Source organism: Muriicola sp. E247 (assembly GCF_041358175.1).
Taxonomy (GTDB): Bacteria; Bacteroidota; Bacteroidia; order Flavobacteriales; family Flavobacteriaceae; genus Muriicola.
On the sequence record NZ_JBGKBE010000010.1, the window covers coordinates 62,367 to 84,617 of the forward strand.

The window sequence follows — 22,251 nt, forward strand, 5'->3', positions numbered from 1 at the left end:
TTGAAAACCTGCTTCTTATTAGCTTTTTATTAGGATTTGCTACGCTCCGGAGAGGGAGGCAAGACTTTTCTCGAGGGTAATGATCTTTTCCTCTGCATCCATTGCCTTTTTTCTTTCAATAGCCACAACAGCTTCCGGGGCATTATTAACAAAGCGATCATTCGCGAGTTTTTTCTCGACAGATTGTAAAAATCCCTTAGTATAATTTAATTCCTCAGTTATTTTTTTGATTTCAGCCTCAATATCTACCGAACCCGCCACAGGAATAAAATATTCATTGCTCTTTACCCGAAATGACAGTGCACCTTCGGGGGCTTCCGAAATTGTAGTGATTTCTTCGATATTCCCCAGTTTTTTCACAATAGTATCCCATTCAGGGTCTATTTCCTGAGAAATAATACACGCCAGGCTTAAAGCCTCTTTTAAAGGGATATTTTTATCCTTCCTGATCGTCCTGACTCCCGAAATGACCTCAGCCGTATAGGAAAAAGCCTTTAGTACTTCAGGTTCTAATTTCCCGGGCTCTGGCCAGGCGGATACCACCAGGGCTTGCTCCGGGGTCCTTTCAGCCATACATTGCCATACTTCCTCAGACAAGAAAGGCATGAATGGGTGCAGGACCTTCAGGTTTTCTTCAAACAGGCCGATGACCTGCCCATAAGTTTTCTGGTCAATGGGCTGCTGATAGGCAGGTTTTACGATTTCCAGCAACCAGGAACAAAAATCGTCCCAGATAAGTTTATAAATGGCCATCAGGGCATCGGAGATACGATATTTTGAAAAATGGTCGTCAATTTCTACCAGGGTTGCGTTCATTTTCGCCTGATACCATTTTATACCAAGTGCTGCCGCTTCAGGTTGTGGCATATCTTTTACTTCCCAGCCTTTAACCAGTCTGAACGCATTCCAGATCTTATTGGCAAAATTTTTCCCCTGCTGACAGAGCGATTCATCAAATAGCAGATCATTTCCTGCAGCAGCACTGAGTAGCAATCCTACCCGTACTCCGTCTGCACCGTAATTTCCAATCAATTTTAGTGCATCCGGTGAGTTCCCGAGTTGCTTAGACATTTTTCGTCTCTCCTTATCCCTTACGAGTCCGGTAAAATACACGTTTTCAAAAGGTCTTTCTCCCCTGAACTCATAACCTGCCACTATCATTCGGGCTACCCAGAAAAAGATGATATCCGGACCGGTTACCAGGTCGTTGGTTGGATAGTAATAGCTTACCTCCTTGTTATCGGGATCCAGTATACCCCCAAAAACACTTATTGGCCAAAGCCAGGAGGAAAACCAGGTATCGAGAACATCTTCATCCTGTCTCAGATCTGCGGGCTTTAAGGATGGATTTCCGCTTTTTTCTCTCGCTTCTTCCAGGGCTTCTGCTGCATTTTCGGCAACCACAAGGTCATCAGGGCCATCTCCGTAATAAAAAACAGGAATCTGTTGTCCCCACCACAATTGGCGGGAAATATTCCAATCCCTGATATTCTCCATCCAGTACTTGTAGGTATTCTCAAATTTCTTTGGAAAAAACCTTACTTCCTTAGTTTCGGTTACTGCCTTCAGCGCTGGTTCTACCAGGTCTTCCATTTTAAGAAACCACTGATCTAACAAACGGGGTTCAATAACAGCTTTAGTACGTTCCGATGTACCCACTTTATTGGTGTACGGCTCAATTTTTTCTAATACACCCAGCTCTTTTAGTTCCTCACTGATTTCCTTTCTAACTATAAAGCGATCTTTCCCCTCATAGTGGAGTCCGTAGCTGTTTAGTGATGCGTCCTCATTAAAAATATCTATGGTCTCCAATTGGTGTTTTTCTCCCAGTTGCCAGTCATTCTCGTCATGGGCCGGGGTAACTTTCAGACATCCCGTCCCGAATTCCATATCGACATATTCATCGAGAATAATAGGAATTACCCTGTTACATACAGGAACGATAGCATTTTTCCCGTGAAGATGAACAAAACGTTCATCCTCAGGATGCACGCAAATGGCTGTATCCCCCAAAATTGTTTCTGGCCTGGTGGTGGCAATGGTAAGTTTCTCCTCGCTTCCCTCTACACTGTATCTGATATAGAAGAGTTTTCCTTGCTTTTCTTCGTAAATAACTTCTTCATCAGACAAGGTGGTCTTTGCTTCGGGATCCCAGTTGACCATCCTGTAGCCCTTGTAGATCAAATCCTTCTTATAAAGGTCGATAAAAACCCTGATTACGGAGGCGGACATATCCTCATCCATAGTAAATTTCGTCCTGTCCCAATCACATGAACATCCCAGTTTTTTTAGCTGTTCCAGGATTACACCGCCATAAGTATGCGTCCAATCCCAGGCGTGTTCAAGAAATTCGTCCCTGCTGAGATCTGATTTGCGGATACCCTCCTCTTTGAGTTTGCTCACCACCTTGGCTTCTGTGGCAATGGAAGCATGATCCATACCCGGCACCCAGCAAGCATTTTTACCTTGAAGACGTGCCTTCCTTACCAGTACATCCTGAATCGTATTATTTAACATATGCCCCATATGCAATACCCCGGTAACATTCGGGGGTGGAATTACAATGGTATAGGGTTCCCGATGGTCAGGAACAGAATGGAAATACTTGTTTTTCAACCAGTAATCATACCACTTGTCTTCTATTTTGCCGGGATCGTATTTTGAAGGAATGTCCATTTTGGTATGATTCTTGACTTTTAGGGGGTGAATGTGTTGTATTTTATGGGTTGATCAGGGATTTTAACCTGAAAACCGAACAAAAATTAAATGTGAAATACGAAACAAAAATAAGTAACGTTAGTAGATAACAAAAGAATTTTGGATGTTGTTGCAAATATGCTACATTTGAGATTCCTCAAAAAGTAATGTGATGAAAAAAATAGTATTAGTATTGTTTGTTGGCCTTCTGGCCTTAAGCGTTCAGGCTCAGGAAAAAATGGCCAAAATACAGTTCAAGACTGAAACTGTTGATTATGGTCAGATTGAAAAGGGTAGTGATGGAGTCCGAATTTTCGAATTTACAAATACCGGAGAGGCTCCTTTGATCATCTCAAAGGTGAGTTCAAGCTGTGGATGTACTATACCGAAAAAACCGGAAGCACCCATTATGCCCGGTAAAACTGGCGAAATTCAAGTGAAATATGATACGAACAGAGTGGGTCCTATCAGAAAGGCCATTACTGTTATTTCCAATGCTGATACCCCTACCAAGGTTTTAAAAATCAAAGGTGAGGTGAAGCCAATTGACGGAAAATAAGATTAAGAATATTTTATAAGAAAGCCCTGGCCGACTGGTCAGGGTTTTTTGTTGAAGACATCTTTGAGCGTAAAGGAAAAGAGCAAATCCGAATCGTATCTTTCGATCAGAAGCCGAACTTTCTTGCCTTCTTTTTCATTAATCATGTTCATGATCTCCTGGAGTTTGTATTTATGGACTCGCTTTCCATTTACCGCAAGAATAACATCTCCTTCTCTGAGTCCGGCCTCATCCGCGGGGCTACCCGCTCTGATACCCGATACGATTATCTCGGGAACCAAACTGAGTCGGGTTCTGTTTTCCATCAGAATCTGAACATCCCCGAAACTGCGCTCGTCATTCTTGACAACTCCCCGGCTATCGGTAATTCTCTCAGCAATATACCGAACCCCATTGTGTTGTAATTCTAGACCGCTCATATTAAACTTAAAGGGTTCATTAAAAAAGCTATTCTTTTTTAATTGTATAAAATTCTCGCGATAATTAAAGACGATGTTAAAACGCCTGAGTATCTCACCACCCAAAGTACCATTCCTGTCACCATGGTCCTTTATACTACTAAAGGAAAACATATCTGGAAAGGCAGCCTTAGCATTTTTCAGGACGAAATCGCCCAATTGTACTTTCCTTACTTTTGTACGTTTTCCAAAAATGCTCCCATTAAGACCCTTCCCTAAATAATCTACATAGTGCTTTTCGGGGATATTGATGCCTTTTTCCAGATCCTGAAACAACCAGACCGCATCACTACTTCCTGTATCGACCAGTAACTTAACAGGGACATTGTCCTGGTCCTCAAAACTCACTTTACCCGTGATATAGGCTTTCCTGTCGACGATGGAAAGAGGAATGGTCTGAGCATTGTTTGAAGACTTTTCCTTATAATATTCGGGATTGTGAAACCTGATCGTCTTCCCTCCGTAATTCACCTCCACAATAAAGTCCCGAAACAGGTCGAAGCCAATGATCCCATGAACCGGAATCCCCAGGGTGGGCGAAAAATTGATATCCTTGTCTAAAACGACAAAAATTTGCTGATCGTTATTTCGTATTTTTTTAAGTTTAAAATTATTCCCTTTGGAATTGAGTGCTTTTATTGGCTCCCCGGCTCCCAGGCCATTGATAGTGATTTCCGAAACATTTTTAAGCTGTATGGAATCCTGATCGGAAAGGTTAAACAGTATGGGTTTGCTGACGCCCGAATCCAGGATAAAATTCAGTTTGGCTTCATTGATTTCCAGTGGAATTACAATGAGGTTGTTAATGAGTTGAAAATTGATTTTTTGCGACTTCACCCCTTCAGGCATATAAAATCTTTGTGCTGTTCCTGAAATCGGGATGCACAACAGAAGTATTAGGCCCAGCCAAAATGGATGTTTTAACATGCTAAGTACCTAAGGGATACCTCTCTAAGATACAAATTAAATTTTTAGGTTGTGTTACTTTTAACATTCCCTTATTTCCTCAATAATAAGCTTATTGCAGTTGTTTTGTACATCCTTATTTACCATTTTTGCTGAAAATTAAAAACATGCCTGTTATATCAAAAAAAGGCCGGTTAATGCCTTCATCACCTATCCGGAAGTTGGTTCCTTTTGCTGAGGATGCCAAAGCGAGGGGGGTTGATGTAATTCATCTCAATATCGGGCAGCCCGATATAAAAACGCCTCAGGCAGCCCTTGACGCAATTAAAAACAACGATATTGAGGTACTTTCCTATAGCAGGACAGAGGGAACGGACGAGTTTCGCAAGAAAGTCGCTTCTTACTACAAAGTCAACGATATTGAGGTAACGCATAAGGATATCATTGTTACCACAGGCGGATCGGAAGCACTTGCCTTTGTAATGGGTAGTATTGCAGATACCGATGATGAGATCATTATCCCCGAGCCCTTTTATGCCAATTACAATGGATTTGCCGTAGCCGCAGGAATAAGGGTGGTACCCGTTGTTTCTAAAATCGAGGATAATTTTGCTTTGCCCCCCCTGGAGATTTTTGAAAAATCTATAACCGATAAAACCAGGGCTATTTTGATTTGTAATCCGGGGAATCCAACCGGATATTTATATAAAAAAGAGGAAATTAAGAAACTGGCTGCCCTGGCGAAAAAACACGACTTATTCCTGATTGCCGATGAAGTTTACCGGGAATTCGCCTACGATGGAATAGAACACTATTCCATTTTGCAGGAACCGGGAATGGGAGATCACAGTATTGTAGTTGACTCAGTATCGAAAAGGTACAGTATGTGTGGTGCCCGGATTGGTTTTCTGGTAACCAAAAACAAGTCGGTTATCCAGACAGCCCTAAAATTTGCGCAGGCAAGGCTTTCCCCGCCCACATATGCTCAAATTGCCAGTGAAGCTGCCCTGAGTACACCCCAAAGCTATTTTGATGCTGTGATAGAGGAATACGTAGAAAGGCGGAATATTCTGTTAAAAGAGTTATCGAAAATAGAAGGCCTGAAGATCGCCAGGCCGCAAGGAGCTTTTTATTGTATGGTCGAATTGCCTGTTGCAGATGCAGATGATTTTGCACAATGGCTGCTTGAAAAATTCGAACTAAACGGCCAGACTGTTATGGTTGCCCCTGCTGCCGGCTTTTATGCCTCAGAAGGCCTGGGGAAAAATCAGATCAGAATTGCCTATGTTCTTGAAAAAAACCAACTTATCAAAGCCGTTGAAATTCTCAGAGAGGCACTTAAAAAATATCCTCAGGCGTGAAAATTCTGGAACATGTTTCCCTTAAACCCTATAATACCTTTGGTATTGATGTAAAAGCGCGATACTTCGCGGAAGTCACTTCTATTGAGGAGTTGACATGGGTCCTTCAACAGGATAAATATCCAAATAAAATGATTCTGGGGGGTGGCAGCAATATGCTTCTTACCAAAGACCTTGATTTACTGGTTATTCACATAGGTCTGATGGGGAAAGAAATCATTGAACAGCAGGATGATTTTGCAGAGATCAAGGTGATGGGAGGAGAAAACTGGCATGATCTGGTGCTTTGGACACTGGAAAAAGATCTGGGAGGACTGGAAAACCTCTCTTTAATACCCGGAAGTGTGGGAAGTGCTCCAATTCAGAATATCGGAGCATATGGGGTTGAATTAAAGGATCATTTTGTGAGTTGTGAAGCAATGGAAATCGAAACTCAGAAACTGCACACTTTTTCATTGCAGGATTGCCGGTTTGGATATCGCGAGTCTTATTTCAAACATGAGGGAAAAGGGAAATATGCCATAACTTCTGTAAATTTCAGGTTGAGCACCAAAGATCACAAGCTACGGATAGGATATGGCACTATTGGGGAAGAGTTAAGTAACACAGGAATTTTACAGCCCACCATTAAAGATATTTCAAAAGCGGTAATCAGCATCAGGCAGCGTAAATTACCTGATCCCGCCATCCTGGGAAACAGTGGTAGTTTTTTTAAAAATCCTGTGGTTTCGGTCGATATTTACGAGCAGTTGAAGGAACGCTACCCTGAGATCCCTTCGTACAAGGTTTCCGAAGACAAGATTAAAATCCCTGCAGCATGGATGATCGATTCATGTGGTTTTAAGGGACTTCGCCAGGGCGATGCGGGAGTTCATCAGTATCAGGCACTTGTCCTGGTCAATTACGGAAATGCCAGCGGAGAGGAAATCCTCAACCTGGCAAGACAAATTCAGAAAAAAGTGAAGCAAAACTTTGGCATTTCTATTGAGCCAGAGGTGAACGTACTATAACTTCCGAAATGGGATAGATCATCAAAAAATAACCCCCGGAATCTGCTATCCCGGAGGTTACTTCAAACCAAACTAACCAAAAACTATATGAGCAATAATCAGTTGCTCATTTCTCTAATTAAATGTGAGATCCCGTTTTAATAAGAATCAATTTTATAAATTAGCGTTTCCACTATATACGTGAAAAATGATATTTTTGGATGCCCCCGGGGTATTTTTTAATATCTCATCCAGCCATGAGCATACTGCTTGAAAAACACATTGTAGAGTTATTGCAGGAACGCAATGAAAAGGCCATTTCACTCTTATACGACCATTACGGAGATACGCTTTACGGCGTAGCGCTTAAGGTTGTCAGAGATGAAGATCTGGCTCAGGACGTGGTGCAGGAAAGTTTTGTTAAAATCTGGAAAAAATCTGACACTTACGACCCCTCCAAAGCAAAATTGTTTACCTGGCTTTTCAGAATTATCAGAAATACGGCAATTGACAAACTCAGAAGTGTTCAAACAAAATCGGACAAGGAAATCCAATTAGACGTTTCCAACGTATATAATTTAGGAATTGACGACATCAGACCAGAGTTTATGGATGTCAGGGAGAATCTCGAAAAGATCGAGCACAAATACCAGGTGGTACTTGAAGCACTTTTCTTTCAGGGAATGACCCAGCAGGAAGCTAGCGACGAACTAGATATTCCCCTTGGCACTATCAAATCACGATTAAAAATAGGCCTGAGGGAATTAGGTAAAATTTACGGCAGTACCCTGATGATGTTGATCTTATTAATTCTAAAGTGATGAAAGACAAAATAAAGATTTTTTTAGAGTCGGATCTTCTTGAGAGATATCTCCTGGGGGCGACTTCCGCTGTTGAGACAGCCCGTGTTGAGCGCTATATCGTCATGTATCCCGATGTGAGGAAGCAATTTGAAGAACTCCAGGAAAACCTGGAGATTTATGCAAAAATGCATGCTATACCAACGCCTGATGGCCTGAAAGCAAAAATCCTTCAAAGAATCAGGAAGCAGGATCTGGGGAGGAGAAAAGTGCGTCGTTTCGCTATTGCTGCAAGTATTGCTGCCTTCCTCTTTGCAGGGTCTTCTTATTTTTTCTGGAATCAGAATATGAACCTGCAGGATGAGAATACCATGGTGAACAACCGAATTCAAAACCTGGAAGCGGATATGAAACAACAATTGGAGGATGTTCGCAACCAATTTATCGTTCTCAACAACCCTCAGACCAAGAAATATCTTGTTAATGGCAATGAAAAAGCAAGGGAATTGAAGGCCGTGGCGTATGTTAACCCTGTTAAAAAACTATCTTATATCAATGTCAGGAATTTACCAAATCTCCCTGAGGATAAGGTCTATCAAATGTGGGCAGAGGTCAACGGAGATATGGTGAATCTAGGCATCATTAAAAGTATCGAAGACAAGGACAAATTACTTCCTTTACCCTATGGTAAAAATGCGATCGGCTATATTACCATTGAACCAATGGGCGGAAATCCAAGTCCGACCGTACAAAACATCGTAGCCAATATATCTTATTAGATTTTTGGTGATTGATTAACTTTTAAGCCCCCACTTCGGGGGCTTATTTTTTATATCTTTGTACAAACTTTAATCATGAAGTTAGTTTTATTGACAATTGGTCTGTTAGCCCTCGCTTTTGCAGGCATCGCCATTAAAATCTGGACGCAGAAAGACGGTAAATTTGCCGGAACCTGCGCAAGCCAGAGCCCCTTCCTTAATAAAAGTGGGGAAGCCTGTGGGATGTGCGGCAAACTGCCGGATGAACAGGAATGCAGAAACGAGACTTCGCGTTTGCAGTAGGCCATATTATTCGATCATCCTTACTTCCTAATCAGATAAATTGGATACCTCCTCCCTAAACCTCAAGGAAACGATTGAAAAAGCCAAGGCCGGTAATCAGATGGCCTTCAGTGCTCTTCTTGACAGGTTCTGGAATGAGGTTTACGGATTTCAGCTAAGCAGGACCAAGAATGAAAATGATGCTGAAGACATTACGATTCAGACATTTTCCAGGGCATTCGACAAAATTCAAAGCTATGACGATTCCTATGAATTTAAAACCTGGCTATTTACCATTTCCAAAAATATACACATCGACCTGATAAGAAAACGTAAAAGAAACGTTTGGGAACAGAGTCATCGCGGGAATCAGGAAGTCATCAAAAAAGTGCTTGACAGTGCTCCCAGTGCTGAAGATCAGTTAATTCAAAAGCAAAATCTGGCCAGCCTTTTAGGTCATATCAGGAATCTTAAGCCACATTACAGAGAAGTGATTAACCTGCGATATTTTCAGGAACTTTCCTATGCCGCCATTGCTGAGGAATTAAATGAACCAATCAACAATGTAAAAGTTAAATTACTAAGAGCTAAAAAACTTCTCGCTGAAATGATCAAGGCGAAATAACCCCCCTACGTAAAGGAAAATTGCGATCATTTTTGTTCGTATATTTGTACAAATTTTACCTATGAGTGAGGAAAGTACGGCTACGGTAGCCCCACCTAAAGGAAAACCAAAATGGTTAAGGGTTAAACTTCCAACAGGGAAGAAATATACCCAATTGCGAGGTTTGGTAGATAAGTATGACCTGCATACCATTTGTACATCCGGGAGTTGCCCTAATATGGGAGAGTGTTGGGGAGAGGGCACTGCCACTTTTATGATCCTCGGGAATATCTGTACCCGATCCTGTGGTTTCTGTGGCGTAAAAACAGGCCGGCCGGAACAAGTAGACTGGGAAGAACCCGAAAAAGTTGCTAGGTCTATCAAGATCATGGGAATTAAACACGCGGTGATTACTTCTGTGGATCGGGACGACTTAAAAGATATGGGTTCTATAATCTGGGCAGAGACCGTAAAGGCAATTCGGAGAATGAATCCACAGACCACATTAGAGACCCTTATTCCCGATTTCCAGGGTATTGAACGGCACTTGGACAGGATAGTAGAAGTAGCTCCCGAAGTTGTTTCCCATAACATGGAAACTGTAAAAAGGTTAACCCGGGAGGTAAGGATACAGGCCAAATATGAACGTAGTTTAGAAGTTTTGCGCTACCTGAAAGATGCAGGAGTCAACAGGACCAAATCAGGTATTATGCTTGGTCTGGGAGAACTGGAAGAAGAAGTTATTGAAACACTGAAAAACCTTCGAGAAGCTAATGTTGATGTCGTAACGATTGGGCAGTATTTACAACCGTCAAAAAAGCACCTTCCTGTGAAGGAATTTATTACCCCTGAGCAGTTTAAGAAATACGAAACCATAGGGCTTGAAATGGGCTTCCGACATGTGGAGAGTGGTGCTTTGGTTCGGTCTTCTTACAAGGCTCATAAACATATCCTCTGATCACCAGGACAGGCGAAGACCAAACCCGGGCACAGGATCTTCTGCCTGGACATATTTAAAATCCCATGAAAAAGATAAATATCGGCATCAATGGATTTGGTCGTATAGGCCGGACCTTATTTCGTCTACTACAGGGGCATCCAAGCATAAGGGTTACCGCAATAAATGACCTGGCAGATCCACTTACCCTTGCTCATTTATTGAAATACGACAGTATCCACGGACCTTTCAGTCAGGAAATCGAAGCCCGGGGAAACTTCTTACTGGTGAACGGGCAGGAAATTCTTATGACCCAACATGACCACCCGGAAAAAATAAACTGGACCACAGCTGCAGTAGACCTGGTTGTTGAAGCTACGGGAAAGTTTAAATCTAAAGATGATTTAAACAAACACCTGACTAATGGGGCAAAGAAAGTTATTCTGGCAGTGCCACCGGAAAGCGATGACATCAAAATGATTGTATATGGGGTAAATCACAAAACGCTTACCGCCGATGACCATATTATTTCAAATGCCTCTTGTACTACCAACAACGCAGCACCCATGATCAAAGTCATCGATGATCACTGGGGAGTAGAGCAGGCTTACATTACCACGGTACATTCCTTTACTTCAGATCAAAGCCTTCACGATCGGCCACATCGTGATCTGAGAAGGGCAAGAGCGGCTACACAATCGATCATCCCGACTACAACGGGGGCGGCCAAAGCTTTAACGCGTATTTTTCCCGATCTCGCCGAAGTTATCGGCGGTTGCGGGATCAGGGTTCCGGTTCCAAATGGATCTCTGACCGACATCACACTAAACGTTAAAAAAGATACCAGCATTCAGGAAATTAATGATACTTTTGAGAGATTAGCGGCAAATGAACTAAAAAACGTACTTTTTTATACGAAAGACCCTATAGTTTCTATAGATATAAACAATAGTTGCTATTCCTGTACGTTTGATTCTATGATGACATCTGTACTGGGTAAAATGGTAAAAGTTATAGGTTGGTACGATAATGAAACCGGATATAGCAGCAGGATCATCGATGTAATTCAATTTTTAGAGCGTAAAGAATATATTTGATCGATCTTAGACCATATAAACAACGCTTAGGCTTTCTGGTACTCTTTGTACTGGCTACCATCCTTATGCCCTTACGGTCGCAGGATACAGCTTCTATTGAAGCCACTCTGTCCGAATACTTTGAGGAATACACTACTTATAAAAACCAGGATCAGCTTGACAGGGCCTTTGATGTACTTGATAAGGCCCAGCAATTTGCAGAATCTTCCCTGAACGAAAAAGGAATGATTGGCACCTACAATCGTTTTGCGCTGCTGAATTTGTTAAGGGGCGACAGAGAAAAGGCCGAATTTTACCTGGCGAGAGCCAATCGAATGCTGGAAAGCTACCTGTCTTATCCCTCAGGTGAGGGGTTTTCCAAGTTTGTGGAAGCTAAACTACTCTTTAGTTCAGATCTCAATTTCAGAGCATTACAGGAGCTAATTGAAGCTAAAAAGCTCAGTAATGACAGAAACCTCCTAAACAACATGGTTTTGTTGGAGGGAATGATATATATGCGGATCCAGGATTATGAAAAAGCCTCAATAAGTTTCAATGCCCTTCTGGTAAACACAGATCCAGTAGAAAAGAATTTTCTCACTACCAAAGCATACCTAGGTCTGGCTCAACTATACCTGCAAACCGAGGATTTTAAAGAGAGTATAAAGAATAGTATAAATGCCCTTGAGCTGGCTAAGCGTAATAATTTTAAGACCGAATTTCTGCAAGCCAACGAATATCTTGCCCAGGCCTATGAAAAAGATGCGCAGTACAAACTGGCACTGCAATACAAAGAGAACATTGTTAAAATCAAGGATTCTATTTTTACCATAGATAAATTAAAGGCTGAAACCAACAAAGCCGATAAGCTGGCTATGGAAGATGCCAAGGCTGTTATTGCAAGACAGGATGAACGAATTGAGGAACTCAGTGAATCGGCCAACCGATCTGAGATTACCGCTATACTCACATCGGCCTTTTTAACCATAATTTCACTCCTTGCTGTTTCCCTGTATCGCAATAACCAAATCAAACTCAAGACCAACGATTTGCTGCAAACCAAGAACAGGGAATTGCAGGCCGCAAGGGATGCCGCCGTACAGGCTATGGAAGCTAAAACAAATTTCCTGTCAACTGTGAGTCACGAGTTACGGACGCCGCTCTATGCCGTTACCGGATTAACTCATTTATTGCTGGAAGAAAACCCTCCGGATCATCAGAAAGAACACCTCAAATCCCTTAAATTCTCAGGGGATTACCTCCTGAATTTTATCAATGACATTCTCCAGATCAATAAAATTGATGCTGATAAATTAGAACCAGCAAGCATAGAATTCTATCTGAAAAAGATTATCAGTGAGGTGATAGATTCGCTCCAGCAAAGTGCCAAGGAAAAGAATACCAAGATCATTCTCGAATACGATGACAATATACCCCAGCATCTGATGAGCGACCCTTTAAAACTCTCTCAGATACTTATCAATCTTATAGGAAATTCCATAAAGTTCACTAAAAACGGAGAAGTTCGGGTAATAGCAAAGTTGCTTAAAAAGGAAGAAGAAAATGTCACCATCTATTTTGAGGTCAGGGATAACGGTATCGGAATCAGCACAGAACAGCAGCAAAGTATTTTTGACAGTTTTGAACAGGGCTCTATTCAAATCAACAGAGAATACGGAGGAACTGGTCTGGGACTGACCATCGTAAAAAGTCTTCTGGGACTATTCGACAGTCAGATCCAACTGAAAAGTGAAATAGGTAAGGGCAGTTCTTTCTTTTTTGAACTGGAACTTAAAGCAAAAGATAGTGTCGTGGATGACGTGCCATTTGAACTGGAGCAGAAGGAGTACGATCTCAATGGCCTCCATGTCCTTGTGGTTGAGGACAACAAGATCAACCAGGTAATTACCAAGAAAATGCTGGCTAAGCGAGGTATTGGCTGTGATATTGCCGAAAATGGTATGGAAGCCATCGACAAGGCCAATAAAAACCAGTACGACGGTATTTTAATGGACATCCATATGCCCGGAATAAGCGGGGTTGAAGCTACCATCGAAATCAGGAAATTTGATCGCCAAACCTCAATCATAGCATTAACGGCCATTTCATTAGACGATAGTCTGGAATCTTTTTATGCAGCCGGATGTAATGATGTAGTAACAAAACCTTTTAAACCGGAAGTGTTCTATCAGAAAATCGGAGAGAACTTTGTGGACGCCAAGCAGAAAAAATCCGCTTCATAAAGTATTCAATATACTTAGAAACTTGTCTTTTCCATCTTTCAGAAATTGATGTTGTACGGGTAAATAATAGGCCCCGGATACCTTCCCTCCCATCCTTGTAAAATCTTTTTCCGTGGTCAGCACAATAGGTGCATTATTAAACTCCATAATCTCCTTTTCAGTAAAATAGTGGTGATCTGGAAAATTTCTATGTTTGAATTGAATCCCTTTTTGCCTGAGGTGAAGTAACAGTGGTTCAGGATTAGCGATGGCAGTAACCAATAAAACCTCCTCCGACACAAAACTACTCAGTAAGCGGGAATCGTTTTTTCCGATAACCTGATCATTGTATGCCAGACTTGAAAATAAAACTAATTGAGAGGGACCGGGATCCAGGCTGCTGATAATTTTATGCTGTTCTTCCTTATCCAGGTCAACAGGACATTTGGTTACAATAATGATCTTTGCCCTTTTAGACTGATTCTTGTGATCTCTCAGATTTCCCGTAGGGAGATACCAGTCTTGTGAATACAATTGAGAATAGGCTGTAAGAAGGACATTTAAGCTTGCTTTTACCTTGCGATGCTGAAAGGCATCATCGAGCAATATAAGTTCAGGAGAATGCTGCATTTCCAAATTGGCTATACCTCTTTGCCTGTTGCGATCTACAGCGACAATCGCATTTGGAAATTTTTTTGCAATCTGCAAGGGCTCATCCCCCGCTTCTTCAGGAGCTAACCCCGGTTCTACGACTAAAAATCCTTTGGATTCTCTTTTGTAACCCCTGCTCAGCACTGCGCATTTTTTATTTTGCTGAAGCTGTCTTAGTACCCATTCTATCATGGGAGTTTTCCCGGTTCCTCCTGTGCTGAGATTACCAATACAAACGGTTGGTGTGCGGTAACTTTTCGACCTGCATACCCCTGTATCATAGCACAGATTACGTAGATAAACTACCATGGCATAAAGCAGGGAAAAAGGAAAGGCTATTTTTCTCAGGAGTTGCATCGGAACGAAAATATAATATTTTATCTTTGAAGCTCGGTTATTTAAGCATGATTGTACAAGAAGTAGCGGATATTCTGGAGGAGCTGGCGCCATTAAGCCTAGCCGAGGATTTTGATAATGTGGGACTGTTGGTGGGAGATCCTCAAAGGGAAGTTAATGGTATACTGGTAACCTTAGACACTCTGGAAAACGTAATTGATGAAGCCATTGACCGGAAATACAACCTTATTGTTAGCTTCCACCCTATTATTTTTTCGGGATTAAAAAAAATTACCGGTAGGACTTATGTTGAAAGAGTGGTATCCAAGGCCATTGAACATAAGATCAATATTTATAGCATACATACAGCCCTCGATAATGTGTCCAGGGGTGTCAATGGTAAAATATGTGAAGTTCTGGGAATTGAGAATCCCAGAATCCTTCTCCCTAAGTCGGGTAGTATTAAAAAGTTGAGCACCTATATTCCAATAAATGCTGCAGAAGAAGTAAAAGAAGCCTTATTCGCTATTGGAGGCGGCGCTATTGGAAACTATAGTCACTGTAGTTTCTCAATTGAAGGGAAAGGAAGTTTTAAACCGGAGGAAGGGGCCCAGCCTACCCAGGGAAAACAGGGTGAAATTGAGATAACAGAAGAAATCCAGCTCAATATGACCTTCCCTGCGCGATTGGAGAAAAAAATAATCCGGGCATTGTTTGAAAGTCATCCCTACGAGGAAGTTGCTTATGAAGTGATTACTTTAGACAATACAAACCAGTTGGAGGGAATGGGGATGATCGGCCTGCTGGCTGCACCTATGACAGAAAAGGAATTTCTTGCCATGGTAAAGAAAAAAATGAAAGTGGGATCTATCCGACATTCAGCTCTTTTAAATAAACCTGTTCGGCGTGTGGCTGTTCTGGGGGGGAGTGGCGCATTTGCAATTTCTGCTGCAAAGGCCGCGGGAGCTGATATTTTTCTCACTTCAGACCTGAAATACCATCAGTTTTTTGAAGCTGAGGGAACCATTGTCCTTGCGGATATAGGGCACTACGAATCAGAACAATACACAAAAAATCTTCTTGTAGATTATCTTACAAAAAAAATCCCTAATTTTGCAATCGCTTTATCGGAAAGCAAAACCAATCCCATTAAGTATTTTTAATATATGGCAGCAAAGAAAGAAGCTACAGTAGAGGATAAATTAAGGGCTCTTTACGATCTTCAACTCATCGATTCAAGAGTAGACGAAATTCGCAATGTAAGGGGGGAATTACCCCTGGAAGTGGAGGATCTGGAAGACGAAGTACTGGGACTAAAGACCAGGATGGATAAGTTAAAAACAGATCTGGAGACCATTAATTATGAGATAACTGCTAAGAAAAATCTTATTGACGAGGCAAAGGTTCTTATCAAAAAGTATGCAGAACAGCAGAAAAACGTAAGGAATAGCCGCGAATTCAATTCTTTGGCCAAAGAAGTTGAATACCAGGAACTGGAAATCCAGTTGGCTGAGAAAAACATCAAGGAATTTAAGGCACAGATAGAGCAGAAGAAGGAAGTAATCGCTGATACCAAAGAAAAGCTGGCCGAACGCGAAGCTCACCTCAAGCATAAAAAGAGCGAACTGGATGCAATCCTTGCCGAAACTGAAAAAGAAGAGAAGGCCCTGCTTGAGCAATCGGGAAAATTTGAGAAGCAGATCGAAGAGCGCCTTGTAAAAGCTTACAAAAGAATTCGCACCAATGTTAAAAATGGCCTGGCAGTTGTTCCCATTGAAAGAGGAGCTTCCGGAGGATCGTTTTTTACAATTCCACCTCAGGTACAGGTAGAAATCGCATCGAGAAAAAAAATCATCACTGATGAACACAGTGGACGTATATTAGTTGATCCTGTCCTCGCTGAAGAAGAGCAGCAAAAAATGCATAAAATGTTTGACAAGATTTAATTAATCTCACCCTATTAAATCGCAAGCCATCTTTCGGGATGGCTTTTTTTATACATTTGATTCAGAAGGGGTATGATATGCGGAAATTTAAACTTTTATTGAGTTTTATTTTGTTGATCAACTATACGATGATTTCCCAGGATTTAAGTGCTTACCGCTGGAAAAATCGGATTCTCCTTTTATGTGATTCAGGTGAAGGTCTGGAAAAGAGCAAATCTCAGCTCCAATTGTTTAGTTCCTATCAGAAGGGGTTGGAAGAACGTGATCTTATTATTCTGATTTACGATGGCAACACCATCAAAGACGAGAAATTCAGAACGGTTTCAGGAGTTTCCAAAAAAGAAATCGAATTTGAACAAGAAGGAGTATTCCTTATTGGAAAAGACGGGGGAGTTAAACTTGAATCCGGATTTTACACCGAACCTATTACTATTTTTGATTTGATAGACAGCATGCCCATGAGGCGTGCGGAAATGAGAAGAAAGAACAATCCGTAATTCTTTTATTCTTTTGTCCTGAGGAGCTGAAGAATTCTATCCTCCACCTTTTTACTTTGCCATACCTTTTCAATATCCGGTATTTTCATGACTTCCTGCATGATGGCTTCCTGAAAATCTCCAATAGCCAGTGCCTCAGCATAGGACCTGTCAGAAAAAGTTACTCTCGAATACGTAGGTTCCCATAAATCGGGATGTTTATCAGCAAACCACTTCTCGATCTTCTTCTGTAAGAGAAATGAGGGGTTGGCGGTCTTACTACTCATCTCGATAAAATTACGGTAACTCAACTCGGCGATAGCGTCTGCGTTGGGTTTTCTTTGTTTTTGAAAGGTCTGGAAAATAGTCTCCCAGTCATCTCCAAATTGCTTTATGATCTTATTAAGGGAATAGATATCTTCAAACCCTGCATTCATTCCCTGGCCATAAAACGGGACTATAGCATGGGCAGAATCCCCTACAAGGGCAACCTTATCCCAGTATGTCCAGGGATAACATTTCATAGTTACCATGGCGCTTGTGGGGTTTTTAAAGAAATCCCGGGTCAGATTCTCTATATCCTGCATTACATTCGGAAAATAGGTGGTAAAAAACTCCTTGGCCTCCTTTTTGGTTGTGATCTTTTCAAAAGACACCTCTCCTTCAAAAGGGAGAAAAAGGGTACAGGTAAAGCTCCCGTCGAGATTGGGCATTGCGATAAACATAAATTTTCCTCTGGGCCAGATGTGAAATGAATGCTTGTCGAGTTTATGAGATCCGTCCTTGTTAGGGGGAATAGTAAGTTCTTTGTATCCTACTTCCAGGAAATGCTGCGAATAGTCAAAACGGCTCCTTCTTTGCATTTTATGCCGAACTCTTGAAAATGCCCCGTCACAGCCAAAAATGATATCGAATTGGTATTCCTGCCACTCACTTTTTTCGGAATCGCCGGTGTAAAGGGTAGCAGTGGGTAGGTCAACATCCCACACTTTCTCGTTAAATTTAAATTTGGTCCCCGCCTCCTCTGCCAGGTCGATCATCCTTCTGTTTAACACACCCCTTGAAATTGACCAGATGGCCTCTCCTTCTTTCCCGTATTTCTGAAAATACTGGGGCTTTCCCAAAACGTGCATCGCCCTTTTATCGAGGGGTATGGCAATTTTCTTTATCTCCTTCTCCAGGGAAACTTCCTTCAGGGCGTTCCACCCTCGATCACTCATGGCTAGATTAATGGACCGACCAGAAAATTCTACGGTTCTGATATCGGGTCTTCTATCAAAAACGGTGATGCTGTGTCCTAAACGACGTAGGTAGATCGCTAAAAGTGAACCCACTAATCCTGATCCTACAATCGCAATGTTCTTGGGGCTTTGAGCCATAAATTTTCAGGTAGACCAATTAAAGATGATAAAAGTAAGAAATTATCATCAGAGCGCTTCTTCTGATTTTATTATACCCTTAACGCTATTATGTTTAACTTTTAGATATTTTTGTTAAACAGTTAATAATATGACACATATTGATCTCGAACGTATTGATAAACTCGATTCGCGATTCAGGGCAAATTTTATAAACAGTCTTACGGGATACAAGTCGTGCAACCTCATTGGAACTCGTTCCGAGAAGGGAGAAACGAATCTTGCGATCTTTAGTTCACTGGTGCACATTGGCAGTTCTCCTGCGATGCTCGGCTTCATTCTTCGTCCCCTGACGGTGCGTCGGGATACTTTTGAAAATATTAAACAAACAGGACTATACACCGTAAATCAGGTTGCCTCTGATTTCCTGGACCAAGCTCACCAAACTGCAGCGAAATACAAGCAGCAAACGTCGGAGTTCAAAGAAGTGGGGTTAAACGAACAATACTTAGATGGTTTTAAAGCCCCCTATGTGGCGGAAAGCAAAATCAAGATTGGATGCAGTTATAAAAACCATTACCTCCTGGAAGAAAACGATTGTATCCTGATGATCGGGGCGATTGAGCACATTTATTTTCCTGATCATATTCAGGACACAGACGGTTTTCTGGAACTAGATAAAATCAACACCGTAGCGGCCATGGGCCAGGACGGATATGCCCTGCCCAAATTTTTAGGCCGGTTGTCATATGCTAGGCCGGAATCTAAGCCAAATTTTATCAAAAATGGCACATAAGAAACTTAGCCTTCCCGAAAAAATCTGTGTCCAATGTGGCCGCCCCTTTAGCTGGAGAAAGAAATGGAAAAGAGACTGGGCAGAAGTAAGGTATTGCAGTGAGAGATGTCGCAGAAATAATTATAAATCAAAAAAATGAAATCATTAGTCTGGTTCAGAAACGATCTGCGAGTAGCCGATAACGCTTCCCTGCAAAAGGCTTGTCAGGGTGACAGGGTTATAGCAGTATATTGCATAGACCCCTCCCTTTTTGAAAAAGGTCCCTATAGTTTCAGGAAGATGGAGAAATACAGGGCGAAATTCCTTCTTCAAACCCTGGGGGACCTGAAAAAAAACCTCGCCTTGCTCAATATCAGTTTATTGATCTACCCCCAGAAAGCAAAAGACGTAATTCCGGATCTGATAGAGAAATACGAAATAGACCGTGTCTGTTTGCAAAAAGAATGGACCAGGGACGAGTTAAAAGAGCTATCAGAAGTAAGGGAAAAATGCTCAGTGAATATCGAATTCATTGAGACCTATGACCAATTTCTCTTCCATCCGGAGGATATTCCCTTTAAGAATATATCAGATCTCCCTGATATCTTTACCCAATTCAGAAAGCAATGTGAAAAATACGCAAGGGTTAGGGAGTGTCTAGACATACCAGAGGCCAAAGGTCCGGAAAATATGCTCTCTGAATCCACCCCCATTCCCGAATTAAAAGATCTCGGTTTCTCCCCTTTTGAACCTCATCCACATACGGCTTTTCCATTTCGGGGGGGAGAAAATGCAGCCCTTGCACGAATTGAAGAATATTTTTGGGAGACCAAAAAACTGGCTTACTACAAAAAAACAAGAAATGGATTACTGGGTAAAGATTACAGTTCAAAACTTTCCCCCTGGCTTGCCAATGGAAGTATATCGCCCAGGACAATCTACCGGGAAGTCAAAAGATTTGAAAAGGAAATTAAAAAAAATCAGGACACCTATTGGCTTATTTTTGAGCTGATCTGGAGGGATTATTTTAAATATGTTTCCTTAAAATACGGGGATGCCATATTTCAGCTCGGGGGAATACTCAAGAAGGATTATCCCTGGAACAACTCCGAGGCAGCCAGAACATCCTGGATTAATGGTACTACCAGTGAACCTTTTGTAAATGCTAATATGATTGAATTGGCAAAAACAGGATGGATGAGTAACCGTGGGAGGCAAAACGTTGCTTCTTTCTGGGCAAAGGAACTGAAACAGGACTGGAGGATAGGCGCTTCCTATTTTGAAGCCATGCTGATCGATTATGACGTTCACAGTAACTGGGGCAACTGGATGTACAACAGTGGGGTAGGTAACGATCCCAGGGATAGGAAATTCAATATTCAGAGACAGGCAGAAATGTACGACCCCCAGGGTAAATTCCAGAATCGCTGGTTGCAGCAGAGCCTTTTTTAAAAGATAAGAAACAGATGAATAAATTACGCTTAATATTGGGAGACCAGCTAAATCTTCAACATCCGTGGTTTAAGGAAGTGGACCCCGATTGTACTTACCTCATGGCCGAAATGAGGCAGGAAACCGACTATGTGACGCACCATATTCAGAAAATAGTTGCCTTTTTCTCTGCTATGCGAAATTTTTCAGCCTCCCTTAAAGAGCAGGGTCATAAGGTGATCTATTTGAAAATTAACGAAGAGGAAAATCCACAAGACCTGGATGAACTTATCCATAAATACATCGGCAAACTAAAGGCAGATAAATTTGAGTACCTGTTACCCGATGAATACCGTCTCGATCAGCTATTGAAAGAAATTACGACTTCCCTTGACATTAGCTGTGATTTTTCTGATACTCATCATTTTCTAACCAGCAGGGATACCCTAGAGGAGTTTTTTGAAGGAAAGAAACAACTGGTCATGGAATCCTTCTATCGCATGATGCGAAAAAAACACAATATCATGATGCAGGATGGGGAGCCCGAAGGTGGTAAATGGAACTACGACCAGAGCAACCGGAAAAAATGGAAGGGTAGTCCGGCCATTCCCTCCGAGTATGACCTCCGTAAGGACGTACAAAAAATAATTTCAGAAATAGACAAGGCAGGGATTAAAACCATAGGGAAAATAGATCCTCAGGCCTTTAACTGGCCTACATCGAGAAAAGAAAGTCTGGAAGTGCTGAATTATTTTGCCGAGAATTTATTACAGCATTTTGGAGACTACCAGGATGCGCTTCACACCGAACAGAGATTCCTGTTTCATTCGCGTATTTCCTTTGCCATGAATAGTAAAATGATCTCTCCAAAAGAGGTGATTGATAGGGTTCTTGAGGAATACCGAAAGAAAAAGACAGAGATTGATATTAGTCAGGTAGAGGGATTTGTCCGTCAGATTCTTGGCTGGCGCGAATTTATGAGAGGCGTATATTGGAGGGAAATGCCTCATTATAAATCAAAAAACGCCCTTGACAACCAAAATAAACTCCCGGATTTCTACTGGACTGGAGATACCAAAATGAATTGCCTCAGTCATTCAATAAACCAAAGTCTGGAAGAGGCTTATGCCCATCATATCCAACGCCTGATGATCACGGGAAACTACGCCCTGCTCACCCAGACCCATCCCGATGAGGTAGATGCCTGGTATCTGGGAGTATACATCGATGCGATTGAATGGGTTGAGATCACAAACACCCGGGGGATGAGTCAGTTTGCAGATGGGGGAATTGTGGCCACCAAACCTTATGTTAGTAGTGCCAATTACATCAATAAAATGGGAAATTATTGTTCCGGATGTACCTATGATCACAAGAAGAAAACAGGGGACAATGCCTGCCCTTTTAACGCTTTGTACTGGAATTTTCTCGATGCCAAAAAGGAATCGTTTAAAGACAATCCCCGAATGGGAATGATGCTTAATTTGCTATCAAAGTTGGGAAAAGAAGAAATGGAAGAAATAAGGTCCAGGGCCACGCAGATCATTGAAAATCCCGATCAGTTTTAATCAATATTTCAGGAAATATCATCCGGATTAATCGTTTCAAACGTACATATTATACCATCCG

21 protein-coding genes are annotated in these 22,251 nt (G+C 41.7%); 17 read left to right on the forward strand and 4 right to left on the reverse strand.

The annotated features are described in order from the left end of the window. Positions 1–39: 39 nt before the first annotated feature. A complete protein-coding gene (locus tag ACA086_RS13135) occupies positions 40–2,676 on the reverse strand; it encodes a valine--tRNA ligase (RefSeq protein ID WP_371003797.1) in 2,637 nt (878 codons plus the stop codon). 193 nt (positions 2,677–2,869) lie between these two features. Between ACA086_RS13135 and ACA086_RS13140 the strand changes: the two genes are divergently transcribed. Further along, positions 2,870–3,256: a DUF1573 domain-containing protein gene (locus ACA086_RS13140; RefSeq protein ID WP_371003798.1), complete on the forward strand. Its 387-nt coding sequence runs from the start codon at positions 2,870–2,872 to the stop codon at positions 3,254–3,256. A 38-nt stretch (positions 3,257–3,294) separates the two neighbouring features. Here the strand turns inward: ACA086_RS13140 and ACA086_RS13145 are convergent, their stop codons facing one another. Next, entirely contained in the window at positions 3,295–4,563 is a 1,269-nt protein-coding gene (locus ACA086_RS13145) for an aspartyl protease family protein (protein ID WP_371003800.1), read from the reverse strand. Positions 4,564–4,787: 224 nt separating this feature from the next. Between ACA086_RS13145 and ACA086_RS13150 the strand changes: the two genes are divergently transcribed. The 9 genes from ACA086_RS13150 to ACA086_RS13190 all read left to right on the forward strand — a co-directional run bounded on the left by ACA086_RS13150 (position 4,788) and on the right by ACA086_RS13190 (position 13,670). Beyond that, entirely contained in the window at positions 4,788–5,981 is a 1,194-nt protein-coding gene (locus ACA086_RS13150; protein WP_371003801.1) for a pyridoxal phosphate-dependent aminotransferase, read from the forward strand. Next, positions 5,978–6,991: a UDP-N-acetylmuramate dehydrogenase gene (gene murB / locus ACA086_RS13155; RefSeq protein WP_371003802.1), complete on the forward strand. Its 1,014-nt coding sequence runs from the start codon at positions 5,978–5,980 to the stop codon at positions 6,989–6,991. The genes ACA086_RS13150 and murB overlap by 4 nt, the downstream gene beginning before the upstream one ends. Before the next feature lie 236 nt (positions 6,992–7,227). Continuing rightward, positions 7,228–7,791: an RNA polymerase sigma factor gene (locus tag ACA086_RS13160; RefSeq protein ID WP_371003804.1), complete on the forward strand. Its 564-nt coding sequence runs from the start codon at positions 7,228–7,230 to the stop codon at positions 7,789–7,791. Beyond that, positions 7,791–8,549, forward strand: a complete 759-nt coding sequence (locus tag ACA086_RS13165; RefSeq protein WP_371003805.1) for an anti-sigma factor domain-containing protein — start codon at positions 7,791–7,793, stop codon at positions 8,547–8,549. Before ACA086_RS13160 ends, ACA086_RS13165 begins: the two co-directional genes overlap by 1 nt. 75 nt (positions 8,550–8,624) lie before the next feature. Further along, positions 8,625–8,831, forward strand: a complete 207-nt coding sequence (locus ACA086_RS13170; protein ID WP_371003806.1) for a membrane or secreted protein — start codon at positions 8,625–8,627, stop codon at positions 8,829–8,831. Positions 8,832–8,871: 40 nt separating this feature from the next. Next, the gene (locus ACA086_RS13175) at positions 8,872–9,435 is read left to right on the forward strand and encodes an RNA polymerase sigma factor (protein WP_371003807.1); all 564 of its coding nucleotides are present in this window, start codon (positions 8,872–8,874) and stop codon (positions 9,433–9,435) included. A 61-nt stretch (positions 9,436–9,496) separates the two neighbouring features. Beyond that, complete coding sequence (gene lipA, locus ACA086_RS13180; protein ID WP_371003808.1) at positions 9,497–10,372, forward strand: lipoyl synthase; 876 nt, start codon at positions 9,497–9,499, stop codon at positions 10,370–10,372. Positions 10,373–10,437: 65 nt separating this feature from the next. After that, positions 10,438–11,448, forward strand: a complete 1,011-nt coding sequence (gene gap / locus ACA086_RS13185; RefSeq protein ID WP_371003809.1) for a type I glyceraldehyde-3-phosphate dehydrogenase — start codon at positions 10,438–10,440, stop codon at positions 11,446–11,448. Then, entirely contained in the window at positions 11,445–13,670 is a 2,226-nt protein-coding gene (locus tag ACA086_RS13190; protein ID WP_371003810.1) for an ATP-binding protein, read from the forward strand. The genes gap and ACA086_RS13190 overlap by 4 nt, the downstream gene beginning before the upstream one ends. On the opposite strand, the gene lpxK is transcribed toward ACA086_RS13190, so the two are convergent. Next, a complete protein-coding gene (lpxK, locus tag ACA086_RS13195) occupies positions 13,665–14,657 on the reverse strand; it encodes a tetraacyldisaccharide 4'-kinase (protein ID WP_371003811.1) in 993 nt (330 codons plus the stop codon). The genes ACA086_RS13190 and lpxK overlap by 6 nt on opposite strands. Before the next feature lie 47 nt (positions 14,658–14,704). On the opposite strand from lpxK, the gene ACA086_RS13200 reads away from it, so the two are divergent. From ACA086_RS13200 to ACA086_RS13210, 3 genes are all read left to right on the forward strand, one after another. Continuing rightward, positions 14,705–15,799 (forward strand): Nif3-like dinuclear metal center hexameric protein, encoded by a 1,095-nt coding sequence (locus ACA086_RS13200; protein WP_371003813.1) that lies wholly within the window; start codon positions 14,705–14,707, stop codon positions 15,797–15,799. Positions 15,800–15,802: 3 nt separating this feature from the next. Next, positions 15,803–16,582: a zinc ribbon domain-containing protein gene (locus ACA086_RS13205; protein WP_369747158.1), complete on the forward strand. Its 780-nt coding sequence runs from the start codon at positions 15,803–15,805 to the stop codon at positions 16,580–16,582. A gap of 77 nt (positions 16,583–16,659) precedes the next feature. Beyond that, on the forward strand, positions 16,660–17,079 hold the full coding sequence (locus tag ACA086_RS13210; RefSeq protein WP_371003815.1) for a DUF4174 domain-containing protein: 420 nt from the start codon (positions 16,660–16,662) through the stop codon (positions 17,077–17,079). A gap of 5 nt (positions 17,080–17,084) precedes the next feature. Here the strand turns inward: ACA086_RS13210 and ACA086_RS13215 are convergent, their stop codons facing one another. Next, positions 17,085–18,437: an FAD-dependent oxidoreductase gene (locus tag ACA086_RS13215; RefSeq protein WP_371003816.1), complete on the reverse strand. Its 1,353-nt coding sequence runs from the start codon at positions 18,435–18,437 to the stop codon at positions 17,085–17,087. Positions 18,438–18,567: 130 nt separating this feature from the next. Here ACA086_RS13215 and ACA086_RS13220 point away from each other — a divergent pair, with 130 nt between their 5' ends. The 4 genes from ACA086_RS13220 to ACA086_RS13235 are packed head-to-tail and all read left to right on the forward strand — an operon-like array spanning position 18,568 to position 22,190. After that, positions 18,568–19,212 (forward strand): flavin reductase family protein, encoded by a 645-nt coding sequence (locus ACA086_RS13220; protein WP_371003817.1) that lies wholly within the window; start codon positions 18,568–18,570, stop codon positions 19,210–19,212. Next, positions 19,202–19,351 (forward strand): DUF2256 domain-containing protein, encoded by a 150-nt coding sequence (locus ACA086_RS13225; protein WP_371003818.1) that lies wholly within the window; start codon positions 19,202–19,204, stop codon positions 19,349–19,351. Before ACA086_RS13220 ends, ACA086_RS13225 begins: the two co-directional genes overlap by 11 nt. After that, a complete protein-coding gene (locus ACA086_RS13230) occupies positions 19,348–20,643 on the forward strand; it encodes a DASH family cryptochrome (protein WP_371003819.1) in 1,296 nt (431 codons plus the stop codon). Before ACA086_RS13225 ends, ACA086_RS13230 begins: the two co-directional genes overlap by 4 nt. A 14-nt stretch (positions 20,644–20,657) precedes the next feature. Then, the gene (locus ACA086_RS13235; protein ID WP_371003820.1) at positions 20,658–22,190 is read left to right on the forward strand and encodes a cryptochrome/photolyase family protein; all 1,533 of its coding nucleotides are present in this window, start codon (positions 20,658–20,660) and stop codon (positions 22,188–22,190) included. Positions 22,191–22,251 lie beyond the last annotated feature (61 nt).